This is a genomic window from Actinomycetota bacterium, from assembly GCA_035759705.1.
In the GTDB taxonomy this organism is placed as follows: Bacteria; Actinomycetota; CADDZG01; order JAHWKV01; family JAHWKV01; genus JAJCYE01.
The window spans coordinates 1-22209 of sequence record DASTUJ010000014.1 but is presented as its reverse complement, the minus strand read 5'-3'; the positions used below and the strand labels follow the sequence as shown (position 1 = coordinate 22209).

The window sequence follows — 22209 nt, the reverse complement described above, 5'->3', positions numbered from 1 at the left end:
AGGCAGGCAAGCGGTCCCGGTGCCGCCAGGCAAGTCCAGGGCAGAGGGAGGCCGGCGGGGGAAGTTGGGGGGCGAAGTCAGCCTCGAACAAGAGGTAGCCCAGCCCCCCAACTGGCTAACCCCAACCGGCGCTTTCCTGCTTTAGCCCTTCGAAGTACTGCGCCACCGCTTCCTTCAGCTCCGGGCCGCCCGAAATTCCCTCCCACTTGGCTTTGATCAGGCCCACCAACTCGTAGGCCTGGTCGACCGGGGCCACCGAGTACTGCGGCGGATCGGCCAGCCGGTTGATGATGAGGGCTTCGATGTCCGTCTGCAGTGTGTCGAGGACGGGATTGAGCGTCTTCAGCTCCTCCCAGGCGTCAAGGTACAGCTCGCACTCGGTAGCCCCGGCGGGGCTCGGGTACAGGCCGATGATCTTGTTCGCCGTGCCGCTGTTGAAGAAGAAGCACAAGCCGATGGGCACGCCGAAGCTTGCCCACAGCTCGTCCGGCAGGTTGAAGTCGTCCAGCCACAGAACCCGGTTGCCCGTAGGCCGGTAGACCGCGTCGCCGGACCTCAGCGCCCAGCAGGTGGCGCACACACAACAGATGCGCCGCTCCTCCAGGTGCAAAAGGTGACGGTGGCGGGTCGGAATGGGCATGCCGCACAGGTCGCACTGCTCGTCGGAGACGGGCTTGGGCGGCTTGACCAGACTCTTCAGACCGGCAATAGCGGACGGTTTGCGCCGCATAGAAGCCCATTGGGTAGCAACATCCCGCGTGCCGTTGGAGGCCGCGCCGTTGGACGCTCCGTTCCCGATGTACTCCTGTCCGTTGGTCGAAGTCGGCTCGTTCATACCGCTAATGCGACCCGGACTCCCACGTTTTCGTCGTACAGCAGTGGGATCGGCACCAGGTGCAGACGCTCCTCGTCCAGTGAACGACCGGCCCGCGGCAGGAAGAACTTCCGCGAACAGCTCGGGCACTGAAGGATGCCCTCGATCAACTCACCACCCGATATCGGGCTGCCGCAGCCGGCACAGGTGTCCTTGTAGGCGAGCATGGTGCCGTCTACGTTGGCCACCACCAGCTTGAATCCGGAGAGGTCCGCGCTGATTACCTTGCCCACCGGAACCCGCATGGTGCCTTCGACCTCGAACCACGCCGACTCCTGCTTCGGAGCCGCCGACTGAGCCTTGCCCTGGGCGTTGACGACGGGAAGCAGGGGTCCCTTGCCGGGGCCCTTCTCCTGCTCGATGACACCCTCGACCTGAAGACCAACCAGATCCGGCGCCGACTCGTCCAGTGCTTTTTTGATGGCCAGCTCGAGAGTTGCCTGCGACGCAGGACACCCCTTGCAGCTGCCCTCCAACTGGAGATAGGCAACGCCGTCTTTGATGCGGACCAGCTCGACCGAACCCCCGTGGGACGCGAGGTAGGGACGAACGCTGTCCAGACCCTCCTCCACGCGCTCGTCGAGCGGCACGGGGTAAAGGTCGTGGATCAACAGAAGGCTCGCAAAAACACCGTCTTGGATCAGCTCGGCCCTCATGGGGGCGCCGGCGTCACCGGAGTCGGTCAAAACCTGTACTACCTTTGCCAGTCCCAAGCCGTAGAGCTCCATGATGGAGCGCATGAAGTCCTGTGCCGTCTTCCGAACGGTGGGGTCGGACAGGCCATCAATCTGGGCGGCCAGCTCCTGGACACGTTCCATGAGCTGATCTGGCGATGGTGCCATGTGACCAGAAGGGGCGGCAGCCGCAGCTGCCGCCCCCCCGGTCGCACTCATTACCACGAGCGCGTTTCCTCTTTGAGCACTCTTAGCAGAGGCTCGTGGGCGTGTGCATAACCTTCTTCACCCGTCCGCCGCCGGTGTACATGTGCACACCGCAGGGCAGGCAGGGGTCGAAGCTACGTACAGCCCGCATGATGTCGATACCCTTGAAGTTTTCGGGGCCGTTCTCCTCGAAAATCGGGGTGTTCTGGACTGCGTCCTCGTACGGACCCGGGGTCCCGAACTTGTCACGGACAGATGCGTTCCACGGGGTCGGCGGGAAGGGCTGGTAGTTGGCTACCTTGCCGTCACGGATGACCATGTGGTGCGAAAGCACTCCACGAACTGCCTCGTGGAATCCAACGCTGACGGCCTCGTCAGGAACGGTGAAGCTGTTCCAGGACTTGGTGCGGCCGGCACGAACCTCTACGAATGCCTTCTCGAGGTTGTACAGAGCCACCGCTGCGTTGTACGCCTGGTGGTAGGTACGAGCACGGTCACGCTCGATTGCGTTGGACCACTGCGGGACCTTCCACTCGAACTCGACCTCCGGGAAGTTTTCGCTTCTCGGCAGCGAGATCAGGGTGCTGTCGCCGGTTGCCTTGAGGTAACCAAGGTCTACAAGTCCGGCCTTTGCCGTGCACCACTGGCGAGCAAATGCTCCTCCACCGGTGTCACAACAAACGTGGGTGTCGGTCCTCTTGTCGTAGATACGAGGCGAGGTGACCCAGCTGTACTTGTCGTTGAAGTCACGCTTCTGCGGCTTCGGGAACGTGGTCTTGTTCCACGGGTGGTCGCGGCTGACCTCGTTGCCCAATGGGTCGTGAGTCACCCAGGGGGTCGTGGTGTCGGCCCACTCGTCGAAGTACGAGCTGCCCAGCAGGATACGGATCATGAGGTTGATCTCAACGAGGTCGGTCGAAACCAGCTCGCCGTTGATCGCAACACCCGGGGTGATGAAGCGGTGACGTCCCCAGTCGGTCATGTTCTTGTACGAGTAGTCCACGACCTCAGGGTCGTCGAACGATCCCCAGCAGACGAGGTTCGTGTCGCGGTATCCGACACGCTCGTAACCGGGAAGTGCCTCGTAGAAGAAGTCGTAAAGGTCGTCGTGCATGGGGACCGAGCGCTTTACGTAGTCCATGTACTTCATCAGGCGGACGTAGTAGTCCGTCAGGGTCTGGTGGGTGATGTCTGCGCTGCAACCGCCCGGCATGATCGTCGAGGGGTGGCAGTGACGTCCACCAAGCAGGCAGTACATCTCACGGGTGTACCGGGCGACGTGCAGGGTCTCCAGGTAGAAGTCACCGGTGAACGGGTTCAGCGCCCGCATGATGTCTGCAATGGTGCGGTACCCGTGGAAGTTGCTGCCCGGGGCGAGCGTCTGCTCGGCCTTGGCAAGAACCTTGGGGTTGGTCTCCTTGACCATCTGCTCACAGAAGTCAACGTTGGCCATGCAGTCGTTGAAGATTGCGTGGTCGAAGATGAAGTCTGCTGTCTCAGCCAGGTTGAAGGCGTAGTCGCCCAACTTCGGGGGCTTTACGCCGTAGGCCATGTTCTGGTTGAGGCACGAACAGGTGCAGTGGTTGTCACCACAGATTCCGCAGATGCGGGAAGTGATGAAGTGAGCGTCACGAGGGTCGATGCCCTTCATGAAGATGTCGAAACCACGGAAGATCATGGAGCTCGAGTAGCACTTGAGGACTTCCTTGTTGGTGAAGTCAATCTCAGCGTGAATACCGAGGCTTCCCACGATGCGGGTAATCGGGTCCCACGACATCTCCTTGACAACCACGTTCTGCTGGGTGGTTGGCCTCTCTGTAACAGCCATGAACTCTCCTCTCGACTTTCCTACTACCGACTAAGGGTTGAGATTCCTACTGGTCCTACCAGCGCTGCTGGTAACCCGACAGGTTGACGTTTCCAGGCTTGCGCCATTCCGGCTCTTTGTCGTAAACCAGGTCGATCGACTGCTTGCGGAAGAACCGCAGCACCGGACCGTAGGTGTACTTGGCTGTGTTCGAGGACAGCTTTGCGTTTGCTGCCTCGTCCATGAACGGCATGTACTTGTCTGGGAAACCAGGCATCGTGCAGGCCATGCAGATGCCGCCGACGTTCGGGCATCCACCGATTCCGTTGACCCATCCACGAACGGGAACGTTGCACTTCACAACGGGGCCCTTGCAGCCGAGCTTGACGAGGCAACGGTGGTCGCTTCCGTACTCGGTTGCGAAGTCACCATGCTCGTAGAAGGCAGCACGGTTGCAGCTCTCGTGGACGCTGCGGTTGAACAGCCACTTGGGACGCAGGCAGTCGTCCAGCTCGATGAGCGGGGCGAGGCCGGCGAGCATCAGCGCCAGGTAGAGGATGGTCTCGGTGATGTTGTCCGGCTGCGCCGGGCAACCCGGGATGCAGACGATCGGGATACCGGCGGCCGACTTCCAGTTCCAGCCCAGGTAGTCCGGGAGGCCCATGGCGCCGGTTGGGTTGTTCTTCATTGCAGGAATACCGCCGTAGGTGGCGCAAGTTCCGACTGCGACAACTGCGGCTGCCTTGGGAGACAGGCGGTCGACCCACTCGTTGGTGGTGATCGGCTGTCCGGTTACCGGGTCCTGGCCCATGGCTGCGAAGTGACCTTCGCCGCTCAGGTTCTCGTTGGGGATGGATCCCTCAACGAGCAGGACGAAGGGGGCCAGCTTGCCCTCATCGGCGTCAAACCAAGCCTGCATAAAATCGTCCCCGTTCTCGTAAGCGATAACGGGGTGATGGATGATCAGCTTGGGCATGCCGGGAATGATTCCCCGAACGATGTCCTCGAGGCTTGGATTCGTTGCCGAAGTCATGCCCACCGAGTCACCGTCACAACTCAAACCCGTGGTCATCCACAAGGCATGAGCTACAACTTGTTCGGTCGCACGCTGTCCGGGGACAAACTCAACCGTCGCCATGAATGCTCCTCTCCTTGACCAACTACCGACAAAGCAAAACCTTCGGCGGTGAAGCCAGTTAGGAGCCCTTTTTCTGGGAGCTTCATGCTGCTTTCAGGGTCTGACTGGGATTCACGACCTTCAGCAATGAAACACACTACGCCTGTCTCACTTATTTGGGCAAATGGAAACCCCCTAATTCCCAAAGGTTTTTCCAAATGATCGAAAAAAGACTAGTGTTCGCGACGTAAGTCGCAAAAAACTGCGCCCTGAAGCGGATTTTCCTTTGATTTCGGGTTTCTTTTGGGCCAGAGTAGGGGGCAGGTTTCTCGGACAAAGGGAGGCAGTCGGATGGGAATGGCGACCAAGCTGGCGATAGTAGGAGCAGTAGGAGCTGCGGGCCTTGCGGCCCTGGGCGGCGCCTTTGCTGGTTACAAGTACTTCTTTGATCCGGACGAGGGCGGCAAGCGGCGGGACTCGGTGATCCGGGTTGCCAAGAGCGCAGCCGGTAACTACGGCCTGGACGGAATCGGCAAGTCCTCGATGCAGAAGTTCATGGAGACGCTGGCTACCGGCGGCAAGTAGCTTCCTCCACCAGAACCGGACCGGCTGTCCCTTCGGGGGCAGCCGGTTTTGTTATTCGGGGACGGATTCGCTCACCGGTTCCGGGACCAGCTTTTCGGTCAGGTTGATCGTCAGGGCCTTGAACCCACCGCCGGCAAGGTTGTGGTCGCCGAGGCTTTGCAGGAGCAGCTCGGTAACGTCGTCCAGCCTCAGGGCGACCGCCAGGGTGATCAGAGCCTGGTAGGCGCAAACTTCGTATCTTTCGACCCTTCGGGCCGATTCGACCGCAAAAGCATCCAAAACACCGTCGGAAGGCTTTGTTTCGAGGAAATCGGAGAACTCTTCGATAAGCCCGTTCATCCCCGCGCACGGGATTCGTTCCGGTTTCAGGCCGATCATCCCGAAGATCTCGTCCAACCGGTCCAGGCGTTTCTCGGCCACCAGCTGGTAGTCCTTGTAGACCTGAACGAGCTCCGCGTCGGAGCACCGCATCGCCATGCGCCCCAGCGACCGGATGGCTTTGGTCTCGGCGTCGTAGAGGATGCACAGCTCGTGCTCGAAAAGGTCTCTTGCAGACTCCATGTACGGAATCTATTCCAGAAGAGCGCCCAAAAGGTCGCAAAGCACGTGGTACTGCGGCGCCTGGGCCTCCTGGATGCGGGGGATGTAGTCCGCCGAGATGATCAGCGAACGGTCGCAGAGCTCGGCCAGCCTGCCCCCGCCGTAGCCGGCGAGGCCGACCGTCATCAGCCCCCGCCTGCGGGCTTCCTCGATTGCCGCCAGGACGTTGCGGGACCCGCCGCTGGTGGAGATGGCAACCGCGACGTCGCCCCGGTTGCCGTAGGCAATCACCTGCCGGGCGAAGATGTTCTCGAAGCCCACGTCGTTGCCGACTGCGGTCACCACGGCGGCGTCGTTGGTCAAAGAGAGCGCCGGCACAGGCCTCCGCTGGATGCCCACGCTGCTCGGCGCCACCAGGTCGACGCAGAAGTCCTGGGCGTCGGTGGCCGACCCCCCGTTGCCGAAGATCAGGATCTTGCCGCCCGCTTTGATACGGTCGGCGATCAGCTGGGCGGTTTCAACCATGCCCGCCGGGTCCATCGACCCGTTGCGCATGGCGATGACGTCCTCCGACTTCTGCAGGACCGAGTTGGAGACCTCCTTCAGCACCGACTTGGAGTCGGTCTCGGCTTCCGCCAGCCAGGGGTAGAGAAAGCTCGACTTTCCGGTGTCGTGCGACGGGCCCTTCGGGCGGTCCTCCAGAAGGCCTTTGTGGTCGAAAAACACGTGAACCAGCTCCCAGAGGACGTGGTAGAGCGTCTCGTGGATCTCCTGGACGATGTACGGGTCGTCCGAGGGGACCTGGAAAACGTGCTCGCAGTCGGCCGCCGCTCCCGGGCCGCCGAGGAAGATCGAAAGCATGCCGAGGGCCTGCGCCTGCTTGAGGGCGGCCGAGACCGCGTCGGATCCGAAGTCGTTGGGCCCGTGGATCATGCCGAGGGCGATGTCCTCCGGCAGGGCGATGGTGGTGAGCTGCTGGGAGATGAACCCGACCCGGTCGGTGACGGCCAGGCCGACAGAGGAGGCGGCGTCGTTCGACAGCGCCATGGCGGGCAGTGCCCGCTTCCCGACGATTACCGGGTGGACGAACTCCACCGAGACGTGCTGGGCGTCGGTGCCTGCCGGACCGGTACCGAAGGCGATGAGCCGGCCGCCCCGGATGAACCGTCGGGCCATGAGCAGGCAGAGGTCGGCGATCCGGGTGTTCTCGGCCTGGAAGAAGGCCCGGCAAAGCCGTTCGCGGTCGGCGTAAGCAGTCTCGACGCGCGCCACCAGGTCATTAGTCATTAACCCAGACTAGCGCTCTTACGCCGGGAACTCTCAGCAAATTCGGGGCAGCGGGTCCCCTATCAGCATGTCCATGATCCGGGTGCCGCCGAAGGCCGTCTTCACCAGGACCATGCCCTCCGGCTGCTCCTGGACCTTGCCGATCAGCGCAGCCTGCTCACCTCCGGGAGTGGCCTGCATGGCGGCAAGGGCGGCGGGGCCGCTCTCCGGCGCAACGAAGACGATCAGCTTGCCTTCGTTGGCCACGTACATCGGGTCGATGCCCAGGATCTCGCACGCGCCCCGAACCGGGCCATTCACCGGGACCGCCTCCTCGTCCAGGACCACGCCGACGCTGGAGTCCTTGGCGATCTCGTTCAGCACGGTCGCCACTCCCCCGCGGGTCGGGTCCCTCATCACGCGAAGATCCGCTCCGCAGGCGTCGATCAGCGACTCGACGATCGGCCACACCGACATCGTGTCCGACTCGACGTCGGCGTCCAGCTCCAGCTCGCCGCGGGCCAGCATGATCGCCGTCCCGTGGTCGGCGATGGTGCCGGACACCAGGATGTGGTCCCCCGGCCGGACGCTGGTCGACGACAGCTCGACCCTGGGGTCCCTTACGCCCACGCCCGACGAGATGATGTACATCCCGTCGCACTTGCCCCGCTCGACGACCTTGGTGTCCCCGGTGACGATCGGGACGCCGGCCTTCTTCGACGCCTCGGCCATGGCCGCCACCTGCTCCCGCAGGATGTCTGCGTCCAGCCCCTCCTCGACCACAAACGCGGTCGACAGGCACAGCGGCCGGGCGCCGGAGACGGCGAGGTCGTTGATGGTCCCGTTCACCGCCAGCTCCCCGATGCACCCACCCGGGAAGCTCAGCGGCTTGACGACGTAACCGTCGGTGGTGAAGTTCAACAGCGTGCCGTTCACATCGAGCTTCGCCGAGTCCGCCAGCTCGCCCAGCGCGTCGTTGGCGAAAGCCGGTGCAAACAGGCCCTCGATCAGCGTGTGCGTGGTCTTGCCGCCGGCTCCGTGAGCCATGGTGATGTGCGTGTCGCGGAACCGGGCCTTCAGCTTTCGCTGGCGCTCGATGCGCGCGAGTACCTCTTCTTCGAGATCAGGCACTGCTGTTAGTCCTTCCCTAGGGGGTGGTTAAGCGTCGGCCCTGGCTGCGGACTTCGCAAACCGGCCGAAGTTGTAGTACGCCGCACAGGCGCCCTCAGAGGACACCATGCAGGTGCCGATGGGGGTCTCAGGCGTGCACGCCGTGCCGAACACTTTGCACTCGTAGGGCTTGATGACGCCCTTCAGGACCTCGCCGCACTGGCAGGCCTTGGGGTCGGCCACCCGGACGCCCGGGGTGGAGTACTTGAGCTCGGCGTCGTACTCGGCGTACGCATCGGACAGCTTCAGAGCGCTCTGGGAGATGAAGCCCAGGCCCCTCCACTCGAAGTACGGACGCAGCTCGAAGACCTCCTGCAGCACCTCGAGCGCCCGAAGGTTTCCTTCGAACGGAACGACCCGGCCGTACTGGTTCTCGACCTCGGCCCTGCCGTCGTGAAGCTGCTGCATGATCATCAGGATCGACTGCAGAAGGTCCAGCGGCTCGAAGCCGGCGACGACGATCGGGGTGTTGTAGTCCTCGCAGATGAACTCGTAGGGGCGGGCGCCGACGACAGTCGAGACGTGCCCCGGGCCGATGAACGCGTCCAGCCGAAGGTCGGGTGAGTCCAGAAGCGCCTTGAGCGGCGGAACGATCGTGACGTGGTTGCACATAACCGAGAAGTTCTTGATCCCTTCGGCCTTGGCCCGCATGAGGGTCAAGGCGGTGGAGGGGGCGGTGGTCTCGAAGCCGATGGCGTAGAACACGACCTCACGATCCGGGTTCGCGACCGCCATCTTCAGGGCGTCGAGGGGCGAGTAGACAAAGCGGATGTCCGCGCCGTCGGCCTTGGCGTCCAGGAAGCTGCCGTTGCCGCCGGGCACGCGCATCATGTCGCCGAAGCAGGTGAAGATCACCTCGGGGTTGCGGGCGATGGCGATGCCGTCGTCGACGCGGCCCATCGGGATCACACAGACCGGGCAGCCGGGGCCGTGGACGAGCTCGACGTTGTCCGGCAGGTGGGCCTCGATGCCGTGCTTGTAGATCGTGTGGGTGTGGCCCCCGCAGACCTCCATGATCTTGTAGTGACGGCCGGGCTCGGTCAGTGCTGCGATCTGCACTCCCAGCGCCCGGGCCAGCTCCGCGTCTCGAAATTCGTCGACGTACTTCATTCAGGACTCCTTTAGGCGAGTGATCGCCACTCCGGCATGCACCAATAGACGGCTCCCCACCTCGACCGGCAGCACCAGGTCTATCCCGACCCGTCCCACCTGTCCGTGGGGGTCCTCACAGACGGCATCGAAGCCGTCGACCTCCAAAACTTTGACCTCGACTGCGACATCTCCACAGGTAAGGCACCCGTCGACCACCGAGCAGGCCACGGCGTAGGACCCGGGGTCAAGAACCTCTAAGGGTTGACCCTTCTGGATCATGTGATGTCTGAGGTCTTGAGCTGTTCGATCTCGTCCTCGAAAGCCTCGCCCAGGCCTCTCAACAGCTTGAGAGTGGCGGCAGCTTCCTCTTCGTCGACTTTGGATAGGGCAAAACCGACGTGGATGAGAACCCAGTCGCCAAGATGGATTCCACCCTCTTCTTTGGCCAGAAGGCCCACATTCACGTTGCGTCGAACTCCTCCGACATCGACCTTCGCAATTTGGTTTACGGGGTCGATGAACTCAAGGATTTGACCTGGGATTGCAAGACACATGGGCCGACTCCCTGTCTTAGGTGATTGAGCAGCACCGGCGCGCTGCCCGTTCGAATACCAAGGTGGGTTAGCTTACCACCGCGTTGTGGTCAAACAAAGTCGAACAGTTTGCGGCCAAAACCACCGATTTTTACCGTGGAAACAGAGGTTTCGGCATTCAACTAAGCCATAAGCCGCTTCAGTAGAACAGCCTCGCGTTGGCGATAACCGCCTGCCCGAGTGAGATCCCGCCGTCGTTCGGGGGGACGCGATGGTGGGTGAGCACCTCCAGGCCCGCCTCCTGCAGCCCCCGTTCGACCCGGCCGGCCAGCAGACGGTTCTGGAATGTTCCGCCCGAGAGGGCGACCGTGGTCAGCCCTTTGGCTTCCGCCGCCATCCGGGCGACCTCGATCAGGACGGCGGCCAGCCCGTTGTGGAAAGCGGCTGCGATCTCGGGGACCGGGACGCCGGCCACGAGATCCTCGGCGAGGGCCGCCATCAGGTCGACGCCGTTGATCCGGTCGCCATCTAACCCGCAGGGGTAGCTCCGAGTGGTGGCCGGGTCGGCGATCTGCTCCAGCTCGATGGCCGCCTGGCCCTCGTAACGCACCCGGTCCGCGAGCCCGACCAGGGCCGAGGCGGCGTCGAACAGCCGGCCGGCGCTCGAGGTCAGCGGGGAGTTCAGGCCGGTCGCGGCCATCCTCAGGATCGGCTTCCACTTTGCGCCGGTCCGGTGGACGAAGTCGATATCCAACTCGGCCGCAGCATCGCCGAATGCTGCGTTCAGGTACACGGCCCCCATTCGCCAGGGCTCCCGGATGGCCGCTCCGCCGCCGGGCAGCGGCAGGTAGGCGAGGTGGGCGAAACGTTCGTACCCGGCGAGGTCCCCGACCAGCACCTCGCACCCCCACAGGTTGCCGTCCTCGCCGTAGCCGGTGCCGTCCAGCGCCAGGCCGACCACCCGGTCCGACCGCAGGTTGTCGGCCAGGCAGGAGGCTATGTGGGCGTGGTGATGCTGGACCCCCACCAGGCGCACTCCCTCCAGGGCCTTGGCCCACTTGGTGACCAGATATTCGGGGTGAAGGTCGTGGGCGACTATCTTCGGCCGCACCTCGAAGACCCGCTGGTAGTGCTCGACCCCCTCGAGGAACGAGGTCATGGTCTCGAAGTTCTCGAGGTCCCCGAGGTGGTGGGAGACGATCGCCCGGCCCCCGGATCCGATGCAGAAGGTGTGCTTCAGCTCCGGGCCGGCCGCCAGGATCGGCGCACGGAAGACCGGGCTGACCGGGATCGGCTCGGGGGCGTACCCGCGGGCTCGGCGCATCGCCTGCACCTGCGGGCCATCCCTGCCGGAGACGACCCGCATCACCGAGTCGTCGCACCTCATGTGGATCTCACGGTTGTGGGTCAAGAAGGCGTCGGCGATGTGGTCGAGGCCGGAAAGGGCGTCGCCGTCCCGGTATGCGATCGGCTCGTCGGAGATGTTGCCCGAGGTGCAGACGATCGGCTCACCCACCTCCCTGAGGAGCAGGTGGTGAAGCGGCGTGTAGGGCAGCATCACCCCGAGGTAGCGGTTGTGTGGAGCGACCGCTTCGGCCACCGGCGCTCCCGGCAGGCGGTCCAGCAGGACGATCGGGCGCCGGGGCGAGAGCAGCAGATCCCGCTGCTCCGGTCCGCAGGAGGCAAGGGCGGCGACCTCGTCGAGCCCGGCCGCCATGACGGCAAATGGCTTCTCCTCCCTGGCCTTGCGGGTGCGCAGGTTGGCCACCGCAGTCTGATCGGAGGCGAGGCAGGCCAGGTGGTAGCCGCCGAGGCCCTTGACCGCCAGGATCGACCCGCTGCGAAGCAGCCGGGCGGCCTCGGACACCGGGTCGCCGGGGATCTGGTTGAGTGAGCGGTCCAGCAGAGTGAGGTGCGGTCCGCATGCGGGGCAGGCAATCGGCTGGGCGTGGAAGCGGCGGTCGGCCGGGTTCTCGTACTCCTGCCGGCACGGCCCGCACATCTCGAAGGGGGCCATCGTGGTGTTCGGCCGGTCGTACGGGATGCCCTTGGAAATCGTGAACCGGGGGCCGCAGTTCGTGCAGTTCGTGAAGGCGTAGCGGTAGCGGCGGTCGTCCGGGTCGTCCATCTCACGGAGGCAGTCGTCGCAGGTGGCGAAGTCCGGGGAGATCAGCGCGGTGGCGGCGCCCGTGTGCTCGCTGTGCAGGATCGTAAAGACGGCGTCGGCTCCGGTCGGCGCCAGCTCGAGCTCCTCCAGCTTGTCGATCACCGCAAGCGGTGGCGGGCTGGACGCGAGGGTCGACCCGAACTCCCCCACCGCTACACGGTTGCCCTCGACCTCGATGAGCACGCCGGACGAGTCGTTGAGGACGAACCCCACCAGTCCCAGGCGGTTGGCGAGGTTGAAGACGAACGGCCGGAAACCGACCCCCTGGACTATGCCCTGAACCCGGAACTGGCTCCGGGACGGGCGGTCGGTGTTCACGGCAGGCGCTTCAGCCCCGGGATTGGATAGTGCGTTCGGCGATCTCCGTGGCCAGCTTGACTGCGTCCTCCGTCGATATGCCGCTTTCGGCGGTCAAGCCGACAAACCGGCCGACCATGAAGGTGCTGAGGGGGGCGTTGGTCTTCTCGCCGGTGCCCTCGGCGATGATTCGGGCGAGGTTCAAAAGCTCGTCGGCGAGCTCCAGGGAAGGGGGGAGGTCGACCGCAAGCCCGGGCAGCTCAACCGCTAGTGCCGCTGAATATTCGCTCAACCAATCCTGCATCCATGCCTCCTAATGTCCGACTCACCGGGGCGCCCGCCGGCTGCGGGGGTAGCCAGTGTAGGGGAATCGGGCGGCTGTCCGGCAATGCCGCGTCCCGCTTCCGGTGCGACGGTAAACTGGACGGGTCGGGAAAAGTTGTGGCGCCCCGCTGCTCGACGCTAGGATCAGGAGTCTGCGCCGCCCGCTCATGTGTGGCGGAGATAGACGGGAGATAGGCCATCTACGAGCCGGAACAGCAATCCTTCGGAAGCGAAAAGCCTATGAACGTCTTGTGGGGCAGGGTCGTCGTCCTCGGCGTCGTCCTCCTTTTGGTCTTCCTGCTGGGCCGCGCCACGGGCGGTAACAGCGCAGAGCTAAAGGACCTCCAGGACCGGCTTTCGGATCGTGAAGCCGAGATCGACCAGCTGGAGGCGGCCAACCGTGAGGCGGCAGAAGCGTCGCCCAGTCCCGACGCCGGCGCCGGGACCGAAACGGGCACCGGGACCGGAGCTACCCCGGGCACGACAACGACGCCCACCACCACCACCTCGCCCACTCCCACCACTACCACCACCGCAAGCCCGTCGGCCGGAGGCAACACGGAAGCTTCGAACTACGTCATCAAGTCCGGCGACACCCTGGGCAGGATCTCGACCCGGTTCTACGGCACCGCTAACCTGACCAAGTGCATCCAGGATGCGAACGCGTCTGTGATCACGGACCCGAGCAAGCTGCAGGTGGGCAAGTCGATAGTCATCCCGGCTGAGGCCAGCTGCTCCTAGGAACGCATGACGATGATCAGCTGCCTCATCGCGTCCTCGCCGAAGCTGCTCCGGCAGCCAGACTCCCCTCCGGCGGTCAGCTTCTCGCCGCGGTTCGGGAACGGGTGGTCTGCCTCGCCGTCGCTCTGGTAGATCACCCAGAAGAAGGTCTGGCGGGCGGTGAGGATGTTCCCGGGCGCCCTGCCCTCGTAGACCGACTTGCCGGTTGAAGCGGCTATGAACGAGGACGGGTCCGGGACCTGACGGTTTGGCTGCAAGCTGGTCAAAGGAAGGCTTCTTTCCACGCCCGGGCAGTCGGGGTGTTCGCTGTCGGGATCGAGAGTGCCCCAGAACACCGAGTAGACGCCGCCCGGCACCAGCCCCGACAACTTCAGCTCGACCATGGTGGATCGGGAATCGCTCCGGTAGCGGGCGATCGCCAGCCCGGTTGCCGTTTGCCACTGTCCCCAGCTCAGGTCGAGGCCGACTCCGGCATCGTTGAACAGGGGTTTGGAGGGGTCGGTGCTCTCGTCCGGCTCCCGCAGCGTGCTGCCGACGATCACCGAGACGTCCTCGGAATAGATCAGCGCGGCGTCCGACCGGTCCCTCCGGTCGACCCGCACCGCCTGGGCCGGCGCCGCCACCCCGGTCAAGAACACCATCGCCGCCGCCAGCACGATCCCTCTTCTCATGACTCCCCCTCGCTCCAGTTCGCAAGCCTTAGTGGGCCGGCGAAGCCGCGCGTTACATCCACTCTCGAATCCGCCACATGGCGGGTATAGGCTCCTCCTTGGCCCCATGGCATTCCTCAGAGAACGCTTCGTATCCCGCCAACCGGCTCCAGTCGGAGCTCCGGCTGGACGGTCGACGGACCGGGCGCTCATCGAGGCGCTCCGCTCACGGGACGAGGCGGCCTTCAAGGCGCTGGTCGCCGAGCACGGTCCCTGGATGCTCCGTCTCGCCCGGCGCCGGGCGCCCTCGGAAGCCGTCGCCGAGGAGATAGTCCAGGAGGCGTGGCTTGCCGTCCTGCAGGGGATCGACAGGTTCGAGGGCCGCTCCTCGCTTAGAACCTGGATCTTCAGCATCGTGTCGCACGTGGGCACCGCCCAGTTCAACAAGGAGATCCGGACCATCCCGTTCTCCTCCTGGTCCAGCGAGCTCGAAGGCCCCAGCGTCCCCGCCGACCGGTTCCAGCAGGAGGGAGCCCCCAACCCGGGCGGCTGGCTGACGCCGCCGGCGCCCTGGGACGAAAACCCGGAACAGGCGCTAACCACACATGAAGCCCAGAGGGCCATCGGCGCCGCCATCGATCGCCTGCCCCCCGTGCAGCGTGAGGTCATCTCACTTCGGGACGTGGAGGGGTGGACGCCGGCCGAGGTCTGTAATGCCCTGGGCCTGACCGAGACCAACCAACGGGTCCTGCTTCACCGAGCCCGATCGAGGGTACGGCTCGAGTTGGAGAGCTATCTGGGAAACGAGGAAGGCCGATGAAGGTTCGATTGGGCCCGCGCCGCCCCAAGGCGATGATGTGCCAGGAGTTGGTGGAGGTGATCACCGACTACCTCGAAGGCACCCTTTCCACGGCCGACCGCGCACGGTTCGAGGCCCATCTGGCGGTATGCCCCCACTGCTCCCGCTACCTCGAGCAGTTCCGCACGACGATCCGGGAGTCGGGGCGCCTCCGCACCGACGACCTCTCCGAAGAGCTGGCGGGCCACCTGCTGGTTGCCTTCCGCGGCTGGAGGGGCCCGGCCGAATAATCCGTCCCGTCGACGTAACGCCGGGGTCCCGCCCGACACTAACCGCCGTTAGCCCTGATCCAATGGAGGACCGTAATGGCCGAACTCAAAGCTGTTTTCCTGAACTGCACGCTCAAGAAGTCGCCCGAGGTCTCCAACACCGAGGCGCTGGCTCGCAAGGTCATCGAGTGGTTCGACCGGATGGACGTCGAGAGCGAGATGATCCGCATCGTCGACTACAACGTCCCCTTCGGGGTGAGCTCCTACGAGGGAGAGGGCGACGAGTGGCCGGTCATTCTCGAGAAGATCAAGGCCGCCGACATCATCATCGTCTGCACCTCCATCTGGTTCGGGGTCCGGAGCAGCGTCTGCCAGCTGTTGATCGAAAGGCTCGACGGCACCTACAACGAGACCAACGACAAAGGCCAGTACCCGCTCTACAACAAGGTCGCCGGCGTGGTCGTGACCGGAAACGAGGACGGCGCCCACTCCGCCGCCGAAACCACCCTGTTCAACTTGACCCACCTGGGATGCACCGTGCCCCCCAACGCCGACACCTACTGGGTGGGCGACGCCGGTCCCGGCCCCTCCTACATCGAGGCCGGCGGCGAGAACCACGCCTACACCCAGCGCACCACCCGGTGGATGGCCCACAACGTGGTGCATATGGCCCGAATCCTGAAGGCCAACCCCATCCCGGCCGAGGGCAACACCTTCGACCCGGAGACCGAACACCCCCTCCACGCGGGATGATCACCAAGAAGCGCCTCCTCTGGGCCGGCATCCCGATAGCGGTGGCACTGACGATCTTCGTGCTGTTGTTCTTCCAGCCGCAGAAGCTGTTCCTGGACGACCGGGTAGACGAACCCGCTCCGGCCGCCGACAAGCCGGCCTCCACCATCACTCCTTCGGACTCGGCGCCCGGATCCGGTGAAGGCGTCACCACCGACCCTGTTGTGCCCGGCCAGTCGAGCCGTGGAGCCGGCGCCGGTCTCGTCGACCCGGGGAGCGCCATCCCGGCAGCGCCGGAGCCTCCGAAGGAGTCCGCCCGGGCGGCGTTCCGGTCGCTGGAGCACACCACCACCGGCCAGGCCATAGTCACCGAGTTCCCCGACGGCCGGCGATTCCTGAGGTTCGAAGACTTCGAGACCAGCAACGGGCCCGACCTGCGGGTCTACCTGTCGGCGGGCAGCAGCGACGCCGGCTTCGGCAAGGAGTACGGCGAGGACTTCGTGGAGCTGGGCAGGCTCAAAGGGAACCTGGGCAACCAGAACTACGAGATCCCGGCCGGAACCGACCTGGCGAAGTACCGCAACGCAGTCGTCTGGTGCGCCCGATTCAGCGTTGGTTTCGGGGTGGCGACTCTGGTCAGCTAGCCTTTTTTTCGTACATCGCCTCGATCTGGGGCGCGTACTTGTTGTTGATCGTCTTGCGCTTGACCTTGAAGGTCGGAGTGATCTCCTCGGCCTCCTGGGTGAAGTCGTTCTCCAGGAGCGTCCACTTCTTGATCTTCTCCACCTGCGAAAGGCCCTCGTTCACCTTGTCGACCAGCGCCCCGATCTCGTCCAGGACCTTGGGATCCCGGGCCAGGGCAGCCGGGTGGTCGACCGTGACGCCCAGGGCCTTGCCCCACCTCACGGCGGCGTCGGCGTCGAGTGTGATCAGCGCTGTGAGGAAAGGCCGGCGGTCACCGATGACCACCGCCTGCGAGATGAGCGGCGAGAGGGTGAGCTTTCCCTCGATCTCCTGCGGGGAGATGTTCTTGCCGCCGGCGGTGATGATGATGTCCTTCTTGCGGTCGGTGATGTTCAGGTAGCCCGCGGCGTCCAGCACGCCGACGTCCCCGGTCCTCAGCCACCCGTCCTCGGTCATCGCCTCGGCGGTGGCAGCCGGGTCGTTGAGGTAGCCCTTGAAGACGTTCGGGCCTTTGACCAGGATCTCGCCGTCCTCGTCGAACTTCAGCTCCATGCCTGGAATCGGAGGGCCGACGGTGCCGATCCGGGCCTTTTTGGGCGGGGTCACGGTGGTGGGAGCGTTGGTTTCGGTCTGCCCATAAGCCTCGATCAGGTCGATGCCGATGGCGTGGATGAACTTGATGACCTCCGGCGCCACCGGCGCCGAGCCGGTGATGGCAAACCGGCAGTGCTCCATGCCCAGCTCCTCGCGGGTCTTGGAGAAGATCAGCTTGTCGAACAGGGCCCCCTTGACCTTGAGCGGCAGAGGGATGGACTTGCCCGCCTGCTCCAGCTCCACCCGCTCCATCGCAGCGGCCAGAGCCTTGGCAATGGTTTCCGCCTTCTCGTGCTCGGAGTACCGGGCCTGGATTGCGGATGCGAACTTCTCGTAGACCCGGGGCACGCCGATGAAGAAGGTCGGCTTGCACTCCTTGAGGTTCTCCCTCAGCTTGTCGGTGGACTCGGCGAACCACACCTCGAACCCGTAGTAGATGCCGCCCCACTCGGAGGCCAGCCGCTCGAATACGTGCGACAGGGGGAGGTAGGAGATAACCCGCTCCTCCATGTCGGTGAACGGCAGTACGTCCCCCAGCGTCATCAAGGTCCAGGCAAAACCGCCGTGCGAGAGGATCGACCCCTTGGGCAGTCCGGTGGTGCCGGAGGTGTAGATGATCGTTGCGGTGTCCTCCGGGCTGATGGCGGCGGTGCGCTCCTTGACGGCGGCCGGCTCGGTCTTGGCGTAGTCCCGCCCGCGCTGGCGCAGCTGGCTGAAGCTCATCAGCAGGTCGGAGGAGCCGGAGCCTTCGTCCATGACGATCACCTTGCGCAGGTTCGGCAGCTCTTTGACCGCTTCCTGGACCTTGTCCAGCTGCAGCTGGTTCTCGACGAAGATGACCTGGGCGCCGGAGTGGCCGACGACATGGGCGACCTGGCTGGGGGAGTTCGTGACGTAGACCGGTACCGTGACCGCCCCGGTGAGAAGGATGCCGATGTCGGCGATGTGCCACTCGGGGCGGTTGGTCGAAAGCAGCGCGACCGCGTCGCCTTTGTCGACCCCCAGGCTGATCAAACCACTGGCGATCTCTCGAGCCTGCAGGTCGTACTCCCGGAAGGTGATCTTCTTCCAACCATCGGCCTCTTTGGCCCTCATAGCGACCCGATCGGCGCTGCGAGCAACGCGGTTCTCAAAGACCTCGGTGAGTGTTCGGCCTGAAACAGCCATGGATCTCCCTTCTGAGTCGAAGACTCGGCGACCGGCGCTACGGTGCGCGGCCGCCCTGCTGATTATCGCGCCCGGCTGCTCAATGCCAAGGCCGGGGCGAGACGTGGCGCTGTGACGCAGGCCCTCGCGCACCCGTTACCCCGCACCCGCGGTCCGAGGGCTTAGAGTTCACCTCATGTTCATCCCCAGAAAACAAGGCGGATCGTACGATATGAGAATGGTCGAGGACTCCCCTGGCAATTAGAGAGGCGCAGGCGCGCGAGCGCGTCTTCGCCATCGTCCTGGCCGGGGGTGAGGGGAAGCGGCTCGCTCCCCTTACCGCCGACCGCGCCAAGCCGGCGGTCCCGTTTGCCGGCAACTACCGGCTGATCGACTTCGCGCTGTCCAACCTGGTCAACGGCGGCAACCGTCGGATCGCAGTGCTGACCCAGTACAAGAGCCACAGCCTGGACCGGCACATCGCCCAGACCTGGCGCATGTCGTCCCTGCTGGGCGGCTACGTCACCTGCGTGCCAGCTCAGATGCGGCGGGGCCCCCACTGGTTCTCCGGATCCGCCGACGCCATCTTCCAGAACTTCAACCTGATCCGCGACGAGAACCCCGATTACATCTACGTCTTCGGCGCCGACCACATCTACCGGATGGACCCGAGCCAGATGCTGGCGGAGCACATCTCCTCCGGCGCCGACGTCACGGTGGCCGGCATACCGGTCCCTTCCTCCGAAGCCCACGCCCTCGGCATCATCGACGCCGGGCCCGACCACCGCATTCGCCGGTTTGTCGAAAAGCCGAGTGACACGACCGGTCTCGAGTACTCACCGGGCAAGGTTCTGGCCTCCATGGGCAACTACATCTTTTCGACCGAGGCGCTGGTCGACGCCCTCGTGCGAGACGCCGAGGACCCCCGCAGCAAGCACGACGTCGGCGGGGACATCATCCCGATGCTGGCCAACGACGGGGTTGCGGCCGTGTACGACTTCGACGCCAACGACGTACCCGGAACCACCGACCGGGAGCGGGGCTACTGGCGGGACGTCGGGACCCTGGACTCGTACTACGACGGGCACATGGACCTGGTGTCGGTCCACCCGGTTTTCAACCTGTACAACGAGCACTGGCCGATCTACTCCTGGCACCAGCCGCTCCCCCCGGCCAAGTTCGTGTTCGACGAGGAGGGCCGGCGGGGCATGGCGCTGGACTCCCTGGTCAGCGAGGGCGCCATTGTTTCGGGCGCTACGGTGCGCAGGTCGATCCTCTCCGCCCGGGTCTTTGTGCACACCGGAGCGGAGGTGGACGGCTGCGTCCTGATGGATCGGGTCGACGTGGGGCAGGGCGCCGTGGTCCGCAACGCGATCATCGACAAGAATGTCTGCATCCCACCCGGCTACCGGATCGGCTGCGACCCGGTGGCCGATGCCGAACGCTTCACCGTCTCCAGCAACGGTGTGGTGGTCATCGGCAAGGGTCAGAAGCTCGTTTAGGCGCACCCCTTGAAGATTTCTTTCCTGACGCGGGAGTTTCCGCCCGAGGTGTACGGCGGGGCGGGCGTCTACGCCGAGCACCTGACCGGCGAGCTGGCCCGGCTGGTCGACCTGAAGGTCCACTGCTTCGGCGGCCTCCGGACCGCCGACGTGCCGGTCGCGAACTACCAGCCCTGGGAAGCACTCGACGGCAGCGCCCCGCACCTGGGCGCTCTTCAGTCCATGTCGGTCGACTTGTCGATGGCGGCGGCGCTGGAGGGAACCGACCTGGTGCACAGCAACACCTGGTACACCAACATGGCCGGCCACCTGGCGAAACTTCTGTACGGGGTTCCCCACGTCGCCACGGCCCACAGCCTGGAGCCGCTCCGGGCGTGGAAGGCCGAACAGCTGGGCGGGGGGTACGCAGTTTCGAGCTTCTGCGAAAAAACCGCCCTCGAGGCGGCCGATGCGGTGATCGGGGTCTCCGAGCAGATGCGGCGGGACGTGCTGCGGTGTTACCCGTCGATCGACCCGGAGAAGGTGGTGGTGGTCCACAACGGCATCGACACCGACGCCTACCGCCCGGTCAGCGGCACCGGCACCCTGGTGAACCACGGGATCGACCCGGAGTACCCGATAGTGCTGTTCGTGGGGAGGATCACCCGGCAGAAGGGCATCATCCACCTGTTGAAAGCCGCCGATCACATCCCGCCTCAAGCCCAGATCGTGCTGTGCGCTGCCGCCCCCGACACCGTGGAGATCGCCCGGGAGTTCCAGAACCTGACCTCGGAGCTGAAGAGCAGCCGGGGCAACGTCTTCTGGATCGAGCAGATGTTGCCCCGCCCCGAGCTGATGGAGATATTCAGTGCAGCGACTGCGTTCGTTTGCCCCTCCGTCTACGAGCCGTTCGGGCTGGTGAACGTCGAGGCGATGGCTTGCGAGACGGCGGTGGTGGCCAGCCGGACCGGCGGGATTCCGGAGATCGTGGTCGACGGCGAGACCGGGTACCTCGTGCCGCTGGGCGAGACCGACCCCGTGACCGGCGAGCCCGACGACCCTTCAGGCTTCGCAGCCGAGCTGGCCGAGAGGATCAACCGCCTCCTCGACGACCCGGAGCTGGCACTGAACATGGGCCGCGCCGGACGGGTCCGGGCGATCGAGCACTTCAGCTGGACCGCCGCCGCGGAGAAGACCGTCGCGGTCTACCGGAGCGTCAGCACTCCCTGACCGCAAGCTTCAGGGCTCCGATGGCCTCCTCCAGCTCGTCGTCGGTCAGGACCAGGGGCGGAAGGTGCCGCACCACGTTGCCTCGCAGGCCGGCGGTGGTCACCAGCACGCCTCGGGACGCCGCGGCCGCCGCCACCTTGTTCGCCTCGTCGGCGGTCCGGAAGGACACTCCCACCATCGCTCCCCTGCCCCGGACGCCCTTGATCCGACGGTCGTTATCCCCGATCTCCTGCCATGCTTCCTTAAGGCGGCTGCCGATCGGCTCCGCTCTTTCGATCAGCTTCTCCGCCTCCATCACGTCCAGCACCGCCAACCCCGCGGCACACGCCACCGGGTTGCCGACGTAGGTCCCGCCGAGGGCGTGCAGATCCAGCTTGTCCAGGATTTGAGCCTTGCCGGCCACCGCAGAAAGCGGAAGCCCCGACGCTATCGACTTGCCGAGCAGGATGAGATCCGGGTCTGCTTCGGAGTGCTGGGACGCCAGGAACCTGCCGGTTCTGCCGTAGCCGGTCTGGATCTCGTCGACGATCAGCAGTGCCCCATGGCGATGGCAAAGCTCTGCGAGTGCCTCCAGGAAGCCATCGGGCGGGACGATGACCCCGCCCTCCCCGAGGATCGGCTCTACGATCGCGGCCGCAATGCTCCCGCCCTCCATCCCAGCGGAGGCTTCGGCCCGGAACTCGTCCATGGTGGAGGCGTCCAGGCCCGGGTAGGGAACCCGGTGGACATCGGGCGAGAACGGCCCGAAACCCGCTTTGTAGGGATGTTCCCGGTGGGTCAGGCTCATCGCCATGTGGGTCCGGCCGTGGAAGGCCCCCTCGAAACACATGATGCCGGGCCGGCCGGTGACCGCCCGGGCGACCTTCACCGAGTTCTCCACCGCCTCCGCGCCCGAGTTGAAGAACGCGACCCGGCGGTTGCCCCCGGAGGCCGCGGCCACCCGCTCGGCCAGCTGCTGGTAGACCTCGTAAGCAACGACGTTGTAGTCGGTGTGAAGGAACCGCTCGGCCTGGGCCTTTACCGCATCGACCACGTGCGGGTGACTATGCCCAACCGCAAGGCATCCGAGACCGCAGACCAGATCGAGCAGGTGGTTGCCGTCGACGTCTTCGACCACCGCTCCCCTGCCGGAGGCGATAAAAACCTCCCCGAAGGGAGAAACGGGCCCGGCGACTGACAGCGCAGCCTGGGAGCCAAGTTTGCGGGATCCCGGACCGGGGATGTCGGTGA

At 64.9% G+C, this 22209-nt stretch carries 23 protein-coding genes; 8 read left to right on the top strand and 15 right to left on the bottom strand.

Translation table 11 applies throughout. From position 1 onward, the window contains the following. Window positions 1-115: 115 nt before the first annotated feature. The 4 genes from VFV09_00780 to VFV09_00765 all read right to left on the bottom strand — a co-directional run bounded on the left by VFV09_00780 (window position 116) and on the right by VFV09_00765 (window position 4700). The gene (locus tag VFV09_00780) at window positions 116-835 is read right to left on the bottom strand and encodes a DUF5947 family protein (GenBank protein ID HEU4866236.1); all 720 of its coding nucleotides are present in this window, start codon (window positions 833-835) and stop codon (window positions 116-118) included. Continuing rightward, window positions 832-1692 carry a NifU family protein gene (locus VFV09_00775; GenBank protein HEU4866235.1) on the bottom strand — a complete coding sequence of 287 codons (861 nt, stop codon included), beginning with the start codon at window positions 1690-1692 and terminating at the stop codon, window positions 832-834. Before VFV09_00775 ends, VFV09_00780 begins: the two co-directional genes overlap by 4 nt. 106 nt (window positions 1693-1798) lie before the next feature. Then, complete coding sequence (locus VFV09_00770) at window positions 1799-3583, bottom strand: nickel-dependent hydrogenase large subunit (GenBank protein HEU4866234.1); 1785 nt, start codon at window positions 3581-3583, stop codon at window positions 1799-1801. A gap of 55 nt (window positions 3584-3638) precedes the next feature. Beyond that, the gene (locus VFV09_00765) at window positions 3639-4700 is read right to left on the bottom strand and encodes a hydrogenase expression protein HypE (protein ID HEU4866233.1); all 1062 of its coding nucleotides are present in this window, start codon (window positions 4698-4700) and stop codon (window positions 3639-3641) included. 330 nt (window positions 4701-5030) lie between these two features. On the opposite strand from VFV09_00765, the gene VFV09_00760 reads away from it, so the two are divergent. Then, window positions 5031-5264, top strand: coding sequence for a hypothetical protein (locus VFV09_00760; protein ID HEU4866232.1), 234 nt, complete (start codon window positions 5031-5033; stop codon window positions 5262-5264). A gap of 51 nt (window positions 5265-5315) precedes the next feature. Here VFV09_00760 and VFV09_00755 read toward each other — a convergent pair whose 3' ends face one another. From VFV09_00755 to VFV09_00720, 8 genes are all read right to left on the bottom strand, one after another. Then, complete coding sequence (locus tag VFV09_00755; GenBank protein ID HEU4866231.1) at window positions 5316-5825, bottom strand: DUF892 family protein; 510 nt, start codon at window positions 5823-5825, stop codon at window positions 5316-5318. A gap of 9 nt (window positions 5826-5834) precedes the next feature. Beyond that, window positions 5835-7091, bottom strand: coding sequence for an SIS domain-containing protein (locus tag VFV09_00750; GenBank protein HEU4866230.1), 1257 nt, complete (start codon window positions 7089-7091; stop codon window positions 5835-5837). A 33-nt stretch (window positions 7092-7124) separates the two neighbouring features. Beyond that, window positions 7125-8201, bottom strand: coding sequence for a hydrogenase expression/formation protein HypE (gene hypE / locus VFV09_00745; GenBank protein HEU4866229.1), 1077 nt, complete (start codon window positions 8199-8201; stop codon window positions 7125-7127). A gap of 27 nt (window positions 8202-8228) precedes the next feature. After that, window positions 8229-9350 (bottom strand): hydrogenase formation protein HypD, encoded by a 1122-nt coding sequence (hypD, locus tag VFV09_00740; GenBank protein ID HEU4866228.1) that lies wholly within the window; start codon window positions 9348-9350, stop codon window positions 8229-8231. After that, window positions 9351-9611, bottom strand: a complete 261-nt coding sequence (locus tag VFV09_00735) for a HypC/HybG/HupF family hydrogenase formation chaperone (protein ID HEU4866227.1) — start codon at window positions 9609-9611, stop codon at window positions 9351-9353. Then, window positions 9608-9886 (bottom strand): HypC/HybG/HupF family hydrogenase formation chaperone, encoded by a 279-nt coding sequence (locus VFV09_00730; GenBank protein HEU4866226.1) that lies wholly within the window; start codon window positions 9884-9886, stop codon window positions 9608-9610. Before VFV09_00730 ends, VFV09_00735 begins: the two co-directional genes overlap by 4 nt. Window positions 9887-10064: 178 nt before the next feature. Next, window positions 10065-12350: a carbamoyltransferase HypF gene (gene hypF, locus VFV09_00725; GenBank protein HEU4866225.1), complete on the bottom strand. Its 2286-nt coding sequence runs from the start codon at window positions 12348-12350 to the stop codon at window positions 10065-10067. A 10-nt stretch (window positions 12351-12360) separates the two neighbouring features. Continuing rightward, window positions 12361-12633, bottom strand: coding sequence for a DUF6457 domain-containing protein (locus VFV09_00720; protein ID HEU4866224.1), 273 nt, complete (start codon window positions 12631-12633; stop codon window positions 12361-12363). Window positions 12634-12893: 260 nt separating this feature from the next. Here VFV09_00720 and VFV09_00715 point away from each other — a divergent pair, with 260 nt between their 5' ends. Next, window positions 12894-13394 (top strand): LysM peptidoglycan-binding domain-containing protein, encoded by a 501-nt coding sequence (locus VFV09_00715; GenBank protein ID HEU4866223.1) that lies wholly within the window; start codon window positions 12894-12896, stop codon window positions 13392-13394. On the opposite strand, the gene VFV09_00710 is transcribed toward VFV09_00715, so the two are convergent. Next, a complete protein-coding gene (locus tag VFV09_00710) occupies window positions 13391-14065 on the bottom strand; it encodes a hypothetical protein (GenBank protein HEU4866222.1) in 675 nt (224 codons plus the stop codon). The two genes, VFV09_00715 and VFV09_00710, sit on opposite strands and share 4 nt — an antisense overlap. 106 nt (window positions 14066-14171) lie before the next feature. Here VFV09_00710 and VFV09_00705 point away from each other — a divergent pair, with 106 nt between their 5' ends. The 4 genes from VFV09_00705 to VFV09_00690 all read left to right on the top strand — a co-directional run bounded on the left by VFV09_00705 (window position 14172) and on the right by VFV09_00690 (window position 16488). Further along, window positions 14172-14864, top strand: a complete 693-nt coding sequence (locus VFV09_00705; protein HEU4866221.1) for an RNA polymerase sigma factor — start codon at window positions 14172-14174, stop codon at window positions 14862-14864. Then, entirely contained in the window at window positions 14861-15133 is a 273-nt protein-coding gene (locus tag VFV09_00700; protein HEU4866220.1) for an anti-sigma factor, read from the top strand. The genes VFV09_00705 and VFV09_00700 overlap by 4 nt, the downstream gene beginning before the upstream one ends. A gap of 75 nt (window positions 15134-15208) precedes the next feature. Continuing rightward, complete coding sequence (locus VFV09_00695; GenBank protein HEU4866219.1) at window positions 15209-15865, top strand: flavodoxin family protein; 657 nt, start codon at window positions 15209-15211, stop codon at window positions 15863-15865. Next, window positions 15862-16488 (top strand): DM13 domain-containing protein, encoded by a 627-nt coding sequence (locus VFV09_00690; GenBank protein HEU4866218.1) that lies wholly within the window; start codon window positions 15862-15864, stop codon window positions 16486-16488. Before VFV09_00695 ends, VFV09_00690 begins: the two co-directional genes overlap by 4 nt. Here the strand turns inward: VFV09_00690 and VFV09_00685 are convergent. After that, window positions 16481-18289: a long-chain fatty acid--CoA ligase gene (locus tag VFV09_00685; GenBank protein HEU4866217.1), complete on the bottom strand. Its 1809-nt coding sequence runs from the start codon at window positions 18287-18289 to the stop codon at window positions 16481-16483. The two genes, VFV09_00690 and VFV09_00685, sit on opposite strands and share 8 nt — an antisense overlap. Before the next feature lie 239 nt (window positions 18290-18528). On the opposite strand from VFV09_00685, the gene glgC reads away from it, so the two are divergent. Together glgC and glgA are read left to right on the top strand one after the other, a co-directional pair. Beyond that, a complete protein-coding gene (gene glgC / locus VFV09_00680) occupies window positions 18529-19770 on the top strand; it encodes a glucose-1-phosphate adenylyltransferase (GenBank protein HEU4866216.1) in 1242 nt (413 codons plus the stop codon). 9 nt (window positions 19771-19779) lie between these two features. Further along, complete coding sequence (gene glgA, locus VFV09_00675) at window positions 19780-20979, top strand: glycogen synthase (protein HEU4866215.1); 1200 nt, start codon at window positions 19780-19782, stop codon at window positions 20977-20979. On the opposite strand, the gene VFV09_00670 is transcribed toward glgA, so the two are convergent. Then, window positions 20966-22209: aspartate aminotransferase family protein (locus VFV09_00670; GenBank protein ID HEU4866214.1), on the bottom strand; the 1244-nt coding region annotated here is incomplete at its 5' end. The two genes, glgA and VFV09_00670, sit on opposite strands and share 14 nt — an antisense overlap.